This window comes from Methanocella paludicola SANAE, from assembly GCF_000011005.1.
Classification (GTDB): domain Archaea; phylum Halobacteriota; class Methanocellia; order Methanocellales; family Methanocellaceae; genus Methanocella; species Methanocella paludicola.
The window spans coordinates 2570456-2584944 of the sequence record NC_013665.1 but is presented as its reverse complement, the minus strand read 5'-3'; the positions used below and the strand labels follow the sequence as shown (position 1 = coordinate 2584944).

Below are 14489 nucleotides of genomic sequence, written 5' to 3'. Positions count from 1 at the left end.
AGGGCTTGCGTACGAGCCCGCCGCATCAGCGGCCGGGCGAGTAGGGTGCAAGCCCGGCCCCGACATAGGAGCACCCGGAACACCGAGTAGCCCCGCAACAGCGGGGCGTCGACCCGCGAAGCGCACCATAATCTAATAGAAGCGACCCGCGAAGGATAAGGAGAACTAGCTCTATTTCAAATGGATAAAATACGAAACGTTTATATGCTAGCACAAGTTATGATGGAACGCAGTTTCAGACGTGGGACTAAAACTCCCGCCGGAATGTAGCCTCAGAACGAGGCTGAACCGTGAAACATATGGAGACACGAAACTAATGGCAAAGTCAATGTATCACTACATAGGCGAGGCGTGGAAACGCCCGGACAAGTCCTATGTGGGCAAGCTATTCTGGGACCGTTTACAGGTATGGCGCCGTGAGCCCGCCGTCGTGCGATTAGAAAGGCCGACCCGGCTCGACAGGGCACGCGAGTGCGGCTACAAGGCAAAGCAGGGCATCATCGTCGTCCGCTCCCACGTCAGGAGAGGCGGCAGCCGCAAGTCCAGGTACGTCAGGGGCCGCAAGTCCAAGCACATGGGCCTCAGGACGCTGACCAGGCGGAAGAGCATCCAGAGGATCGCCGAGGAAAGGGCGTCCAAGAAGTTCCGGAACATGGAAGTCATGAACTCCTACTGGGTAGGCGAGGACGGCCGCTACAAGTGGTATGAAGTCGTTCTCATAGACCCGCACCACCCGTCAGTGCTGGCCGACAAGGATCTCAAGTGGATCGCCGGCTCATCGCACCGCGGCAGGGCCGAGAGGGGCCTGACCAGCGCGGGCGTAAAGGGCAGAGGCATGCGCAGGAAGGGCATGGGTACCGAGAAGACCAGGCCTTCCATCGGCAGCCACGAGAGACGGGGTAAATGATCCATTATATCCTTTTTAGGACACAATCACACGTAACTGAGGACGTCGCGCGGGTCAGGCAGGCCCTCGCGAACGTTCTTCCCCCCGAAACTCCCATTGAGGAAGAAGAGACAAAAGGCTATTTTGATAATCCCATCACCATTCTCCGCGCGCGTCTTGAAAAGAAGGCGGCCCGGCAGTATCTTGACCTTATAACTTCTAAGCTTCCGGGATCAGACTTAAAGGAGCTCATCAAGGAAGTGCCCGAGCGCGTCACCGGGGACTGCGATTTCTTCTTTAAGCTCTCCAAGCAGGACGCGTACCTGGGCGACATCCGGACCTCGTATGCCGAGGACTCCATCGCTATCCGGGCCAGGGTAGAGGCGTACCCGGCCAAAAAGGAGCTCTGCCTGAAGAAGCTCGGGGAGTACTTCAATGGCCGATGACGCTTTTTATGACCTTTCGGTCCATGCTTATCCCGAGGGAGGCAGCACGGCCTCCCGGCTGGCGCTGGCCGCCAGAGGCCTCGGCTATTCGGGCATCTGCGTGGCCAACCACCCCGAGTTTTTCCTCGAAGTCAGCCCCATAGAGGGGTTTGAGATCATCCAGGGCGTTGAAGTGGTCGCGAAGAACGCTAATGACCTGCGAAGGCAGGTCGACAGGTTCCGGAGCCGGGTGAAAGTCCTTGCAGTTCACGGCGGAGACTCCGCCATCAACAGGGCCGCATGCGAGGACGACCGCGTGGACATCCTGCTCCACCCTCCCGACGGCAAGACCAGCGGCATCAACCACATTTTAGCGAAGCTGGCGGCCGACAAGCACATCGCCATCGGCTTCGAGCTGGTGCCCATCATCTGCAGCAAGGGCGGCTCCCGCGTGAGGATGCTGTCCAACTATAAGACGAACCTGGCGCTGGCGAAAAAGTACGGTACGCCCTTCGTCGTGGTGTCCGGGGCCATGTCGCACTACGATATGCGCGACGTGCGCGCGGTCGTATCGCTGTGCCGGCTTTTTGGCATGAACGATAAGGATGCGCTAAAAGGCATGTCATACTATCCTTCGCAGATATTGAAAAGGCGCTCGCCAGGATACATAATGGAAGGCGTAGAACTCCTTCCCTGACCTGTTTTTTCGCATTGCCCTGTAAATATATATCCGATAAGGCCGTTCGTAGTCATTTAATAGAAGAGGCGAAGGCATGGCTCATATCATTGAAACGCGGGACCTGACCAGAAAGTTCGGCAGCCTGACCGCAGTAGACAACATCTCATTCGACGTCGAGAGTGGCGAGATATTCGGCCTGCTGGGCCCGAATGGGGCGGGCAAGAGCACCACCATCTCCATGCTCTGCACCATCCTGAGGCCGACCTCGGGCACGGCCACCGTCAACGGCTTCGACGTGGTCAAGCAGCCATCGCAGGTCCGCAAGTCCATCGGCATCGTGTTCCAGGACCCGAGCATCGACGATAAGCTCACCGGCCGGGAGAACCTGGCGATGCACGGAGACCTGTATGGCGTCCCCCGGTCAGAGATGGGCAAACGCATCGACGAAGTTTTAAAGCTGGTCGAGCTGGAGGACCGGCAGCACGACTTCATGAGCACCTACTCCAGCGGCATGCGCCGCAGGCTTGAGATCGCCCGCAGCCTCATCCACTATCCTAAAGTCCTCTTCCTTGACGAGCCCACTATCGGCCTGGACCCCCAGAGCCGGGACCACATCTGGTCCTACATCCGGGAGCTCATTAAAAAAGAGAACATCACCATCATTCTAACCACGCACTACATGGAGGAGGCGGATAAGCTCTGCGGCCGCATCGCCATCGTGGACCACGGCAAGATCGTCGCGCTCGACACGCCCAAAAAGCTGAAGGAAGAGCTTGGAGGCGAGACCATTACCCTGAAGACCAGGAATAATGTGCTGTTCCTGGAGAAAGTGAAGGAGGCGGGCATCGCAAGGAGCGCCGTCATCGCGGGCGAGGAAGTAAAGCTTACCGTGGAGAACGCTCACACGCTCCTTCCCCGGGTCATCAACATCGCGGCGGAACACAAGGTCTACATCGAGAGCATCTCCGTCCAGGAGCCCCAGCTCGACGACGTGTTCCTGCACTACACGGGCCGGGCCCTGAGGGACAGTAAGGGCAAAGAGATGTCGGCCATGATGCGCATGAGGAGGCGGCCATGAGCGAGCTTAGGGGCATCTACACGCTCTGGAAGAGGGAGGTGATCAGGCTCCTCCGGGAGAAGTCCCGGCTGGTAAGCTCGGTGGTCACCCCCATCCTGTGGCTGGTCATCTTCGGCACTGGACTGGGCATGTCCGTGGGGGCTCAGACGGGATACAAGTACCAGGAGTTCCTCTTCCCGGGGATCATCGGCCAGACGCTGCTGTTCACGGCGATGTTCATGGGGATCTCCGTGATATGGGACAAGCAGTTCGGGTTCATGAAGGAGATCTTAGTCGCGCCCGTGTCGAGACTTTCTATTTTCATCGGCAAGATGCTGGGCGTGGGCACCAACTCCCTGCTGCAGGGCATCATCGTCTACGCCCTCGGGTTCTTCATCGGCATCCCCATCACCCTGACCATGACCCTCGAGGTCATCCCCCTGATGATCCTGGTCACCATCGGGCTGGTGTGCATCGGCCTCATTATCGCGAGCGTGCTGGACAGCCTGGAGAACTTCGGGGTGATCATGACGTTCGTCAACATGCCCATGTTCTTCCTGAGCGGGGCCCTTTTCCCCGTAGCAACGCTCCCGGGCTGGCTGAAGTGGGTCTTCTACATCAACCCGCTGACCTACGGCGTGGACGCGCTCCGGGCCGTCACAATGGGCGGCGCCTGGCAGACCATACTGCCGTTCTGGCAGACCATCGCGGTCATTGCGCTCTTCGACGTGGTCATGGTCATCGTAGGGAGTTACGCCTTCACGAGGACGAAGTAGAGGGTGAATTTGCATTAGTATTATGTATCTAGATTCGCTATTGAGAGTAACATGAAAATCCTGCCCTCGTCCCTGCGTGAGAAGAAGCGGTACATCGCCTTCGAGGTCGCCTGCGAGAGCGAGCCCGTCGACCGTAAGGCTTTACTTGACGAGATATTCTTCGCCACCCAGACGCTCGTGGGCGACACTGGAAACAGCGAGATAGGTTACAGGCTCATCGACTTCAACGGCTCGCGGGGCATCATGAGAGTGAACCTGAATGCCGTGGAGAGCGCCAGGGCGGCAATGTCCACCGTATGCGCCATAAAGGGTAACAGGGCGGCCATCAGGATACTCGGCGTGGCGGGCACCATCCGGGCAGCAATAGAAAAATATATGCCCTTGAAAAATATATCTGCCACTAATATCCTTTCTAAGCCGATTAGCAACATGTCCGGAACGGTCGTGAGGGAGAGAGGAGAGGAATTTGAAATGGTTCCGGACGATAAAGAGGTACTAAAACGGGCTAACGCACACTATGTAAGCCTTACCTCTTTTGATTTAAGGTCATTAAAGGAGTGAGAGAAAGATGCAGCAGATGACACCCCAGATGATGGGTTACGACCGGGCCATCACCGTATTCAGCCCGGATGGAAGGCTTTTCCAGGTCCACTATGCCCAGGAAGCCGTGCGCCGCGGCGCAACCGTCATGGGCCTCAAGTCTAAGGACGGCATCGCGATGATCGTCGATAAGCGGATCTCGACCAAGCTGCTCGAGGCCGAGTCCATCGAGAAGATCTTCAAGATCGACGACCACATCGGGGCCGTGGCTTCGGGCTTAGTCGCCGACGGGAGGGCTTTAGTCGATAAGGCGCGAGTCGAGGCCCAGGTCAACCATATCACGTACGGCGAGCCCATCAGCATTGAGATCCTGGCTAAAAAGATTTCCGATCACATACAGACGTTCACCCAGTACGGCGGCGTCAGGCCGTATGGCAGTGCCCTTTTAATTGCGGGCATCGACGAGACCGGCCAGCGGCTCTTCGAGACCGACCCTTCGGGCGCCCTCTACGAGTACAAGGCCGTGTCCATAGGCGCGAACCGCAACACGGTCATGGAGATGCTGGAGAACCGCTTCAACACGGGCATGAGCCTGGACGAAGTGATCCTCCTGGGCATCGAGGCGCTCTACAAGTCCATGGAATCCAAGGGCGAGATGCCGACCATCGAGATCGGCGTCATCGACGCGGCCACGAGGAAGTTCCGCAAGCTGAGCGAGGCCGAGGTAAAGGATTACGTCGAGAGGGCCGGAGTAACGAAGCCCGGCGCGGAGCCCGCTAAGAGGAGCAGCGAAGAGTAGAGGCGCATCGCCATGGTGACGCTCGATAAGGCCGTAGTCGCGAAGCTCAAGACGCACGGCGAGCATTTTGAGATACTTGTCGACCCGGACAGGGCTTACGATCTTAAGAAGGGCGCTCCCGTCAGGATGGAGGACGTGCTCGCGGTAGAGGATGTTTTCGAGAACGCCTCCAGAGGGGACCGCGTCCCCGAGGAGGACCTGATAAAGGCCTTCGGCACGACCAACGTGCAGGAGATCGCCAGGAAAATAATTACCGAGGGCGAGATCAACCTCACGGCGGATCAGCGGCACCGTATGCTGGAAGAAAAAAGGCGCCAGGTGGTCAGTTTCATATCGAGGAACGCCATCAACCCGCAGACCATGGCGCCCCATCCGCCGGCCCGCATCGAGAGGGCCATGGAGGAGGGCGGCGTTCACATCGACCTGTCGAAGTCGGTCGAGGAGAACGTCAACGTGGCCATGAAGGCCATCCGGCCCATCATCCCGATCCGCTTCGAGGAAGTCAAGGTCGCCGTGAAGGTGCCCGCGAACTACGCGGCCCGCGCCTTCGGCGAGATCGCGGCGTTCGGCAAGATGGTGAGAGATGAGTGGCAGAACGACGGCTCATGGATAGGCGTCGTGCAGATACCAGCCGGCATGCAGCCGGAGTTCTACGACCTCGTCAATAAGCTTTCGAAGGGCGAGGCGGAGACTAAACTATTGCGATAACGCATATATTACGATAACGTAAGTATTGCGACACGCAACTATGCGACAGGAATGGATATGGAGAGGGAAATCGTTGTCCCGGGCGACATGCTCGGGGAGGATCCGAAGCTTGCCGGGATCGGGACCTACGTGCAGGACGGAAGAGTATATTCCGCCAACTACGGCCTCGTGGACAGGCGGACGAACATCAAGGTCATACCGCTTTCCGGACGGTACATACCCGCCCGGGGCGACCTCGTCATAGGCAAGATCGTCGACATGACGTTCTCGAACTGGTTCGCGGACATCAACTCGCCCTACGAGGGGATGCTTCACATCTCCGAGTTCCCGGAGCGCGTGGACCCCGCGAACATGGGCAAGTACCTTCACATCGGCGAATTGATCATCGCCCGCGTGGAGGATGTCGACCCTACAATGAAGGTCGAGCTTACGATGAGAGACGAGCACTTACGCATACTGAAGCAGGGAAGGGTCATCGACATATCGCACGTCAAGATCCCCCGCGTCATCGGGCGTAACGGCTCCATGATCAGCATGCTCAAGAAGGACCTGAACGTGAGTATCTTCGTCGGACAGAACGGAAGAATTTGGATGAAAGGCGACGACAAGTACGTAGACCTGGCCATACGCACGGTCTTCAAGATCGAGCGCGAGGCGCACACGTCAGGGCTTACTGATAAGATCAAAGAGTACATCAGCACAGAGCTGGAACAGTTGAGGAATACGACATGACCAAGCCAGAAAAATTAATGATCGATGGGAAGCGGCTGGACGGAAGAGGACCAAACGAATTGCGCCCCATCAAGTTCAAGGCCGGCGTCCTGAAGAGGGCGGACGGCTCATGCTATTTGGAGTTCGGCGGCAACAAGGTGATGGCTGCCGTGTACGGCCCCAGGGAAGTACACCCGAGACACTTACAGAACGCCTCGAGGGCGATCGTGCGGTACAGGTACAACATGGCCGCCTTCTCCGTCGAGGAGCGCAAGAGGCCCGGCCCGGACAGGCGGAGCATCGAGATCTCCAAGGTCAGCCGTGAGGCGCTCGAGTCCGTCGTCCTGGAAGAATTATACCCCAGATCGGCGGTCGACATCTTCGTCGAGATCCTGCAGGCGGATGCGGGCACCCGGGTCGCGGGCATCAACGCCGCATCGGTCGCGCTGGCGGATGCCGGCATACCCATGCGGTGCCTGGTATCGGCCTGCTCGGTCGGCAAGATCGACGGCGAGGTCGTGCTCGACCTGAACAAGGATGAGGACAACTACGGCCAGGCAGACCTGCCCGTTGCGGTCAACCAGTTCGGCGAGGTCACGCTCTGCCAGATGGACGGCCACCTGACCGAGGAAGAGTTCGGCAAGGCACTGGACATGGCCGTAGATGGATGCAAGAAGCTCCACGAGATGCAGAAGCAGGCCCTGGTGGAGAAGTACGGCACCATGGTCGCGCAGCCCGCGGAAGAAGAGGCTAAGGCGAACGGAGGCGTTGCCAATGAGTGAGGACGTCATCGCAGAGATCAAGAAGGATTACATTTATAGCCTGGCAAGCCAGGGCGACCGGGCCGACGGCCGAAAGTTCGACGAGTTCCGGCCGGTGACCATTAAGGTCGGCGTCATAGGCAAGGCTGAAGGCTCGTCCGACGTGATGATCGGGGACTCCCGGGTTGTCGTCGGCGTGAAGATCCAGCCCGGAGAGCCGTTCATGGACACGCCCGACAAGGGCGTCATCATCACGAACCTCGAGCTCGTGCCCCTTGCTTCGCCAACGTTCGAGACGGGGCCCCCGAGGGAAGATGCCATCGAGCTGGCCCGCGTCGTAGACCGCGGCGTCAGGGAATCCGAAGCGATAGATTTATCTAAGTTGTGCATTGAAAGTGGTCAGAAAGTCTGGATGGTCTTCATCGACGTCCACGTCCTGGACCACGACGGCAACCTGATGGACGCAGCCTCGATGGGCGCGATCGCAGCCCTGATGAGCGCGAAGATCCCGAACGCAAAGTTCGGCCTCGGCGAAGACGCGAAACTCCCGCTCGAGGACGTCCCCGTTGGCGTCACTGCCGTAAAGATCGGCAGCTCTATCATCCTGGACCCGAGCCTGGACGAGGAGAACGTGGCGTCGTGCAAGCTGACCGTTATCACTAACAAAGAGGGCGCGCTGGCCGGGATGCAGAAGAGCGGCGTAGGCACGCTTACTCCCGACGAAGTAAAATATATCGTGCATATCGCAAAAGAGAAGGCGAACGTGCTCAGACAAAAACTGGAGGAAATCTAATCATGGTAGAAGGAAGCGCGAAAGGCAGGAAGACGAGGAGCGCCGGCAGGTTCGGCCCGAGATACGGCCGCAAGACCAGGGTGCTCGTCGCCGACATCGAAGAGAACATGAAGCAGGCCTTCAAGTGCCCCAAGTGCGGACGCATGTCCGTGTGGAGAGAGGGCACCGGCATATGGGCCTGCACCAAGTGCGGCTACACTTACGCCGGCGGAACGTACCTGCCCCAGACCACGACCGGGAAGACGATGGCCAGGAACATCAAGAAGGCCACCGAAGCCCAGGAATAAGCAGGAGAGCCGTTAATGGTATACAAATGCGCCCACTGCAAGCACGTAGTGGAGCTTGACAAGGAATATGGCGGCGTCCGGTGCCCCTACTGCGGCCACCGCGTGCTGGTCAAAGAAAGGCCGACCACCATCAAGCGTGTTAAAGCCGTATAGAGCTCCCGCTTAGGTGCGAATGCACACCGTATTCGTCGAGTTCGCCTTCGGCCCCGTGGCCGGCAAGGTGCATGAAGCACTGAAGCCCGAACTCCAGGCCGCTCCGTCCGAGCGCTCCCGCATAGAGCTCAGGCAGGACGGAGGCCTGTTAACATTATTTATCGAAGCCGAGGACATCATCTCTCTTCGCGCGGCGCTCAACACTTGGCTGCGCCTCATAAAAATAGCCGGGGAGATGTTGAATGCCCGTAATACTATTTGACTTATCTAGGTGAAGGACATGAACGAACTACCACCGCAGATCCAGAACCAGCTTGCCCAGCTGCAGCAGATCCAGCAGCAGGCGCAGGCGCTCATGCAGCAGAGAAGCCAGGTCGAGATGGTCCTCCGGGAGACCGAGAGGGCGCTTGATGAGCTCAAGAAGACCGAGGACGACGCCGTCGTCTACAAGGCCGCCGGCGAGCTGCTCGTGAAGGCCAACAAGGAAGAAGTGCTCAAGGACCTGGAGGAGAAGAAGGACTCCCTGGACGTGAGGATGAAGTCGCTGGCCCGCCAGGAAGAGCGCATCCAGTCCCGTTTCACGCAGCTCCAGGATCAGCTTAAGGCCGCGCTTGGCAAGGGCCCCAGCGGGAAAGAGGCCTCATAAGGCCGGCGAAGAAGTCCTAAGCGAATGAAGGACGAAGCCCTGATCGAGGCGGTCTACGATGCCGCCCTCGAGTACATTTACTCCGTCGTTCCCGTCAAGCGCATCGACGACCTGGATATCGCCGTGGCACTGGACGAGGGCGAAGTGACCATCGACATCCGGCTCATCACCGACCGCGGCGAGGCGGTCGACCAGAAGACCGTCGACGAGGCCATCAAGGTGGCCTCCGAGAAGGCTGAAAAACTCATGGGCCCAAAAACGTAAGCTTATTTTAAAGAGTAAAGAAAAAGAAGGAATACAGTGTTTTCGAGTTTCTCGTTCCAGAATCTCACGATCCCTTTCCGATAGGCCTCCGTTTTCACTGGCGGCGATTAAAGGCTCGCCGCGGCCCGTGTACATATGCTACACCTATTCAACCGCTGTGCCGTGTTCAACAACTCAACTGTTCAACAACTAAACCGCGTTCAACAGGCTTTACATATAATTGGCAAATAGTACTCTGGATTATAATGTTATAAATGTGTTGCTCATTCATCAGGATAAATCGTTATAAATTATTCTGTATGCGCTGGAAAGATAAATAGTTGATGACCGCATAGTATCAGTGATGCAGCGAGAGGAGATGCAAAGCAATAAGCGGATCTTCGTGTGGCCCGTCTACCTTGACCTGAACCATACGAGGAAAGAGGGCCGCCTGACGAAGAAGGAGCACTCGGTCAAGGCCCCTAAGGTGTCCGAGATCAAGCGTGCGGCCGAGAATCTGGGTTTACATCCGGAGGTCGAGGCTAACCGGGCGCACCCTGCCCGGCCGTTCGACAGGTCCGGGCGCGTGACGATCGACAACCTCGGGCCGAAGTCTGCGCTGCTGGACCGCATAGGCGCCGAGATCATCCGGCTGCGCGGTGGCAAGCAGTAGGCTCTGTATTTTTATATTCGGTAGCTCCGTGCTTGCTTATCAACCCTTAACCATGTTTCCTGTGGAGCTGGATCCCTTCGGTCGGTATCACGAAACCACGAAAGACTTTTTATATCCCACGTAAGGCCCGAAATCACCAAGCTCATGCCGGGCGTTCAAAACACGAAACAACCTCCCTAAGGGCTCCAAAACACTAAAGGATAGAAACACAAGAACGGCATGAACTTCAATGGTAATGCTTTTTCTCGTGTTTCAATCCTTTCGAGAGGTTCGTATTTTAGAGAGGTTGTTTCGTGTTTTAAACCCCAAAGCATCTACCTTTGTGCATTTCGAGCCTTACGCGGGATATAAAAAGTTTCGTGTTTTCGTGATACCGACCGGGGGGCTGTACGTGCGTCGAATAGAAGAAACAAGGACGAAGAGCATAGAACTGCTAAAGCCACTTTTCATAAAGCATAAATAATAGCTTATTCAAGTCAATATGATGATCGACCTTCACACTCACACCCTTTTCAGCGACGGGGAGCTGATCCCGAGCGAGCTGGTCCGCAGGGCCAAGGTGGCCGGATACCAGGCCATCGCCCTCACCGACCACGCTGACTTCACCAACCTGGACTTTTTACTCGAGGGGGCGAAGAAGGCACGGTACCTGGAGGAAAGCTACGACATCAGGGTGCTGGCGGGAGTGGAGATCACCCATGTTCCTCCGAAGCTCATCCCGAAGCTCGCCCGGATGGCGAAGCATGCGGGAGCGGAGATCGTGGTCGTGCACGGCGAGTCCCCGGTGGAGCCGGTCGCTCCGCTGACCAACCTGGCGGCCGCGGAGTGCGAGGACGTGGACATTCTGGCCCATCCCGGCTACATCACCGAAGAGGAGGCTAAGCTCGCCGCGGATAACGGCATCTGCTTAGAGATCACGGCCCGGTATGGCCACAACGTGACGAACGGCCACGTCGCCCGGATGGCAAAGGCCGCGGGCGCGCGCCTCGTCGTCGACACGGACACGCACTCGCCCGATGATCTCATAACGAGGGAAAAGGCCCTCGCAGTAGCCCGGGGCGCGGGCCTGACGGCGGAAGAGGCCGAAAAAGCGCTCCAAAATTCGAAAGATTTATTAATAAAAATCCTCAAAAAGAGAGTATAGGCTTACATCAGAGGATAGCGCCCTTACTTTACGCATATAGCGTAGCTTATTAAGCATTACGTAAAGTTTATATACTATGAGGCGAGACTATTTATAGTTTTGGAAGTGACGATTTTTGAAGAGGCTTGGCAAGGTATTACACTTATCGACTCACGGCAACCTTATAATCCGCTCGGATGACGGGTCACTTCCCAGAATGAACAGCAGCGTGTTAACCAAAAAAATGGAGAAGATCGGCACCGTTTACGACATCTTTGGCCCGGAGAAGGATCCATATATTTCCGTCAGGCTTTTTAAGAATTATCCGGTGTCCAAGGCTAAAGCGCTCATAAATGACCGAGTCTACACGGCATAGAAGGTGTAAGCGTGGCAGAAATAGAAAAGATCAGAGAAATAGAGAAGAAAGAGATCCCTAAGGAGAAGACCCTTGAGCGGGTTAAGAAGGAAGGAGAGAAGGCAGAGGGAGAGGAACGCATCGTCGAGTGCCCCGAATGCGGCTCCCGCCAGCTTGTCCACGACTACGAAAGAGCCGAGCTCGTCTGTAACGAATGCGGCCTGGTCGTCGATGAGGACTTCATCGACATGGGCCCCGAGTGGAGGGCATTCGACCACGACCAGAGAATGAAGCGGTCGCGTGTTGGCGCTCCCATGACGTTCACCATCCACGACAAGGGCCTGTCGACGATGATCGACTGGCGCAACCGTGACTCGTATGGTAAGTCCATCTCATCGAAGAATCGTGCTCAGCTATACCGTTTAAGGAAATGGCAGAGGCGCATCCGTGTCTCGAACGCAACTGAGCGTAACCTCGCCTTTGCGCTGTCCGAACTGGACCGTATGGCATCTGCTCTCGGCTTACCGAGGAACATCAGGGAAACGTCGGCCGTCGTGTACAGGAAGGCCGTCACGAAGAACCTGATCAGGGGCAGAAGCATCGAAGGCGTCGCTGCGGCGGCGCTGTACGCGGCGTGCAGGCAGAACGGCGTGCCCAGGACGCTCGACGAGATCGCCGAAGTGTCGAGAGTATCCCGCAAGGAGATCGGCAGGACATACCGGTTCATATCCCGCGAGCTGGGGCTCAAGCTGATGCCCACGTCCCCCATCGACTACGTGCCGAGGTTCTGCTCGGGACTGTCGCTGAAGGGCGAGGTGCAGAGCAGGGCCGTGGAGATCCTGAGGCAGGCCGCGGAGAAGGAGCTGACCAGCGGGAGAGGCCCGACGGGCGTGGCTGCGGCGGCGATATATATCTCCTCTATCCTGTGCGGAGAGCGCAGGACCCAGAGAGAGGTTGCCAACGTGGCCGGCGTGACCGAGGTCACCATCCGGAACCGGTACAAGGAGCTCGCCGAAGAGCTCGACATTGAAATAATCCTGTAAGCGGGCGGCTCCGGCTGCCCCAAAATTTTTTAGGTTGTTTTTGCTTCAGCTGAGCCGGAGGCAACGGTACGTTTCGGTATCGTGAAGTAAAATGTGCTTCCCTTGCCCACCTCGCTCTTCGCCCAGATGCGCCCGCCGTGGCCCTCGATGATCTTCCGGGAAATGGCCAGCCCGAGGCCGGGGCCTTTATACTCGTAAGATAGCTTGTAGCCCGAGTGGTAGAACCCCGAGAAGATCTTGTCCAGGTCCTTTTGCGGTATGCCTATCCCGGTGTCCCATACCGAAACGAGTATGTCCGCAGGCCTGTCCTCGGCGGTGACGGTCACGTGGCCCCCCTCCGGGGTGTACTTGAGCGCGTTGTTCAGCAAATTAAGCAGCACCTGCTCCATCTTCTTACGGTCTACCTCCACGAGTGGCAGATTCTCGGGTATGTCCACGTTAAGCGTAATGCGCTTATTCTGGAACAGGAAGCCCATGGTCTCCGCGATCTCGCTTACCATGTCGCCCAGCGAGACCGGCACCCTGTCCACTGTGTACTTCCTCGACTCGAGCGAGGATATCTCGGACATCTTGCCCACCATGTCGGCCAGCTTATCGACGTTCTCCCGCACTCGGGCCAGCTTGTCCTTCTGCTTATCGTTTATCGGCCCGAGCGTGCCGTCGTACAGGAGTTCCGTATAGCCTTTGATGATGGCCAGCGGGTTCCTGAGCTCGTGGGATATGAGCGTAAAGAACTCCATCTTCGTCCGGTCGAGATCCTTAAGCTTCTCGTACGACTCCTCGAGCTCTTTGTGTATCCTGGCTGCATCGATGACGTTGGCCGCCTGGTCGGAAAGGGCGATCGCGCTCCTCCGGTCGTTATCGTCGAAATGCACCATCCGGTCCGTTGTGTAGAGCCACATGACGCCGAGCACGCGGTCCCTCGATATAAGGGGCAGTACGATGGCCGATACCCAGCCCAGCATGTTCACAATGCGCTTAGAGATATTGGGGAACGTACGAGCGTCCTCGATGAATAGCGGCTTTCGCTCGTCCATTGCGATCCTCGTGGCCACGAGCTCGTCCAGGCTGAACTTGAGCTTGCCGAACTTTTTTTCTACGGCCTCGGGAGCCCTGACGGACACGATCCGCCGCTCGTTCGGGTCCAGGAGGTAAATGAGGCAATGCTGAAAGCGGGTGATGTAGGGGGCATTCTCGACAATGCTCTCGGTCGCCTCGTCCAGGTCGATGGTGCTCGTGATCCTGCGTTGGATCTCGTAGACCCGCCGGAGCTCGTCGGTGCGCTTTTGCAGCTCCTGCTTATAGTTGAACTCGTCGATGGCGTGTGCCCCCTGGACTCCCATCATGACGAGAAGCTCTATTGTATCCGGGGGTATGTCCACGCACTTGCCGGATGTGTACAGGACGGCCAGGCCTACCGTCCGCATGTGGGAGACGAGGGGTACGCAGAGAAAACCAGTGCCCTCATAGCCGGAAAGCCCCAGGTCGCCCGCGTGGGCTTCCGCAGGGCCCATGGAGTCCACGGCTGCCATGGCGGTGCGCGATATATGCAGTATACGGCCGGGGCTTATGTCGGCCCTGCATCCTGCGGCGACCTTCCACTCGCTCCTCGCATCGATGCCCCCGGCATCGCTTAATAATATAAAGCAGGAATCGAGCCCGGAGGATGCGGACATATTGCAGGACAGGCCGCCCAGTGCGTCCTCAAGCCTGTCCGACCGGTCCATCATGGCGGCGTTCTCGAAAAGAAGTGAGCACCATTTGTCCGGGCGCTGATGCTCGCGATATTTTTCCTGCATGCGTCTCGATATGATATTCATTTAAAAATATA

General features: G+C 57.5%; 21 protein-coding genes. 20 read left to right on the top strand and 1 reads right to left on the bottom strand.

All coding sequences use genetic code 11. The features are described from left to right. Nucleotides 1-316 precede the first annotated feature (316 nt). The 20 genes from MCP_RS13380 to MCP_RS13280 all read left to right on the top strand — a co-directional run bounded on the left by MCP_RS13380 (nt 317) and on the right by MCP_RS13280 (nt 12658). A complete protein-coding gene (locus MCP_RS13380; protein WP_012901382.1) occupies nt 317-907 on the top strand; it encodes a 50S ribosomal protein L15e in 591 nt (196 codons plus the stop codon). Next, nucleotides 904-1332 (top strand): RNA-binding domain-containing protein, encoded by a 429-nt coding sequence (locus MCP_RS13375; protein WP_012901381.1) that lies wholly within the window; start codon nt 904-906, stop codon nt 1330-1332. The genes MCP_RS13380 and MCP_RS13375 overlap by 4 nt, the downstream gene beginning before the upstream one ends. Further along, a complete protein-coding gene (gene rnp3, locus MCP_RS13370; protein ID WP_012901380.1) occupies nt 1322-2008 on the top strand; it encodes a ribonuclease P protein component 3 in 687 nt (228 codons plus the stop codon). Before MCP_RS13375 ends, rnp3 begins: the two co-directional genes overlap by 11 nt. Nucleotides 2009-2084: 76 nt before the next feature. After that, complete coding sequence (locus tag MCP_RS13365; protein ID WP_012901379.1) at nt 2085-3068, top strand: ATP-binding cassette domain-containing protein; 984 nt, start codon at nt 2085-2087, stop codon at nt 3066-3068. Then, nucleotides 3065-3823 carry an ABC transporter permease gene (locus tag MCP_RS13360; RefSeq protein ID WP_012901378.1) on the top strand — a complete coding sequence of 253 codons (759 nt, stop codon included), beginning with the start codon at nt 3065-3067 and terminating at the stop codon, nt 3821-3823. The genes MCP_RS13365 and MCP_RS13360 overlap by 4 nt, the downstream gene beginning before the upstream one ends. 51 nt (nt 3824-3874) lie before the next feature. Then, nucleotides 3875-4384, top strand: a complete 510-nt coding sequence (locus tag MCP_RS13355) for an Rpp14/Pop5 family protein (protein WP_012901377.1) — start codon at nt 3875-3877, stop codon at nt 4382-4384. Nucleotides 4385-4391: 7 nt separating this feature from the next. Continuing rightward, complete coding sequence (psmA, locus tag MCP_RS13350) at nt 4392-5162, top strand: archaeal proteasome endopeptidase complex subunit alpha (protein WP_012901376.1); 771 nt, start codon at nt 4392-4394, stop codon at nt 5160-5162. Between the two features lie 12 nt (nt 5163-5174). Beyond that, nucleotides 5175-5870 carry a ribosome assembly factor SBDS gene (locus MCP_RS13345; protein ID WP_012901375.1) on the top strand — a complete coding sequence of 232 codons (696 nt, stop codon included), beginning with the start codon at nt 5175-5177 and terminating at the stop codon, nt 5868-5870. Between the two features lie 57 nt (nt 5871-5927). Continuing rightward, nucleotides 5928-6602: an exosome complex RNA-binding protein Rrp4 gene (rrp4, locus tag MCP_RS13340; RefSeq protein ID WP_128860075.1), complete on the top strand. Its 675-nt coding sequence runs from the start codon at nt 5928-5930 to the stop codon at nt 6600-6602. Further along, nucleotides 6599-7363, top strand: a complete 765-nt coding sequence (gene rrp41 / locus MCP_RS13335) for an exosome complex exonuclease Rrp41 (RefSeq protein ID WP_012901373.1) — start codon at nt 6599-6601, stop codon at nt 7361-7363. The genes rrp4 and rrp41 overlap by 4 nt, the downstream gene beginning before the upstream one ends. Then, entirely contained in the window at nt 7356-8135 is a 780-nt protein-coding gene (gene rrp42, locus MCP_RS13330) for an exosome complex protein Rrp42 (RefSeq protein ID WP_012901372.1), read from the top strand. Before rrp41 ends, rrp42 begins: the two co-directional genes overlap by 8 nt. A gap of 2 nt (nt 8136-8137) precedes the next feature. Continuing rightward, nucleotides 8138-8422: a 50S ribosomal protein L37ae gene (locus MCP_RS13325; RefSeq protein WP_012901371.1), complete on the top strand. Its 285-nt coding sequence runs from the start codon at nt 8138-8140 to the stop codon at nt 8420-8422. Nucleotides 8423-8437: 15 nt separating this feature from the next. Beyond that, on the top strand, nt 8438-8575 hold the full coding sequence (locus MCP_RS13320; RefSeq protein WP_012901370.1) for a DNA-directed RNA polymerase subunit P: 138 nt from the start codon (nt 8438-8440) through the stop codon (nt 8573-8575). Between the two features lie 19 nt (nt 8576-8594). Then, nucleotides 8595-8837, top strand: a complete 243-nt coding sequence (locus tag MCP_RS13315) for a KEOPS complex subunit Pcc1 (protein WP_012901369.1) — start codon at nt 8595-8597, stop codon at nt 8835-8837. An 18-nt stretch (nt 8838-8855) separates the two neighbouring features. Next, on the top strand, nt 8856-9221 hold the full coding sequence (locus MCP_RS13310) for a prefoldin subunit beta (protein ID WP_012901368.1): 366 nt from the start codon (nt 8856-8858) through the stop codon (nt 9219-9221). 24 nt (nt 9222-9245) lie between these two features. After that, nucleotides 9246-9485 (top strand): DUF3194 domain-containing protein, encoded by a 240-nt coding sequence (locus MCP_RS13305; protein ID WP_012901367.1) that lies wholly within the window; start codon nt 9246-9248, stop codon nt 9483-9485. A 343-nt stretch (nt 9486-9828) separates the two neighbouring features. After that, entirely contained in the window at nt 9829-10137 is a 309-nt protein-coding gene (locus MCP_RS13300; RefSeq protein WP_128860073.1) for a signal recognition particle subunit SRP19/SEC65 family protein, read from the top strand. Nucleotides 10138-10621: 484 nt separating this feature from the next. Further along, the gene (locus MCP_RS13290) at nt 10622-11281 is read left to right on the top strand and encodes a histidinol phosphate phosphatase domain-containing protein (RefSeq protein WP_128860227.1); all 660 of its coding nucleotides are present in this window, start codon (nt 10622-10624) and stop codon (nt 11279-11281) included. A 115-nt stretch (nt 11282-11396) separates the two neighbouring features. Beyond that, nucleotides 11397-11636 carry an H/ACA ribonucleoprotein complex subunit GAR1 gene (locus MCP_RS13285; RefSeq protein WP_012901364.1) on the top strand — a complete coding sequence of 80 codons (240 nt, stop codon included), beginning with the start codon at nt 11397-11399 and terminating at the stop codon, nt 11634-11636. 29 nt (nt 11637-11665) lie between these two features. Continuing rightward, nucleotides 11666-12658, top strand: coding sequence for a transcription initiation factor IIB (locus tag MCP_RS13280; protein ID WP_394296155.1), 993 nt, complete (start codon nt 11666-11668; stop codon nt 12656-12658). Between the two features lie 29 nt (nt 12659-12687). On the opposite strand, the gene MCP_RS13275 is transcribed toward MCP_RS13280, so the two are convergent. Continuing rightward, nucleotides 12688-14478, bottom strand: a complete 1791-nt coding sequence (locus MCP_RS13275) for a GAF domain-containing sensor histidine kinase (protein ID WP_231845087.1) — start codon at nt 14476-14478, stop codon at nt 12688-12690. Nucleotides 14479-14489 lie beyond the last annotated feature (11 nt).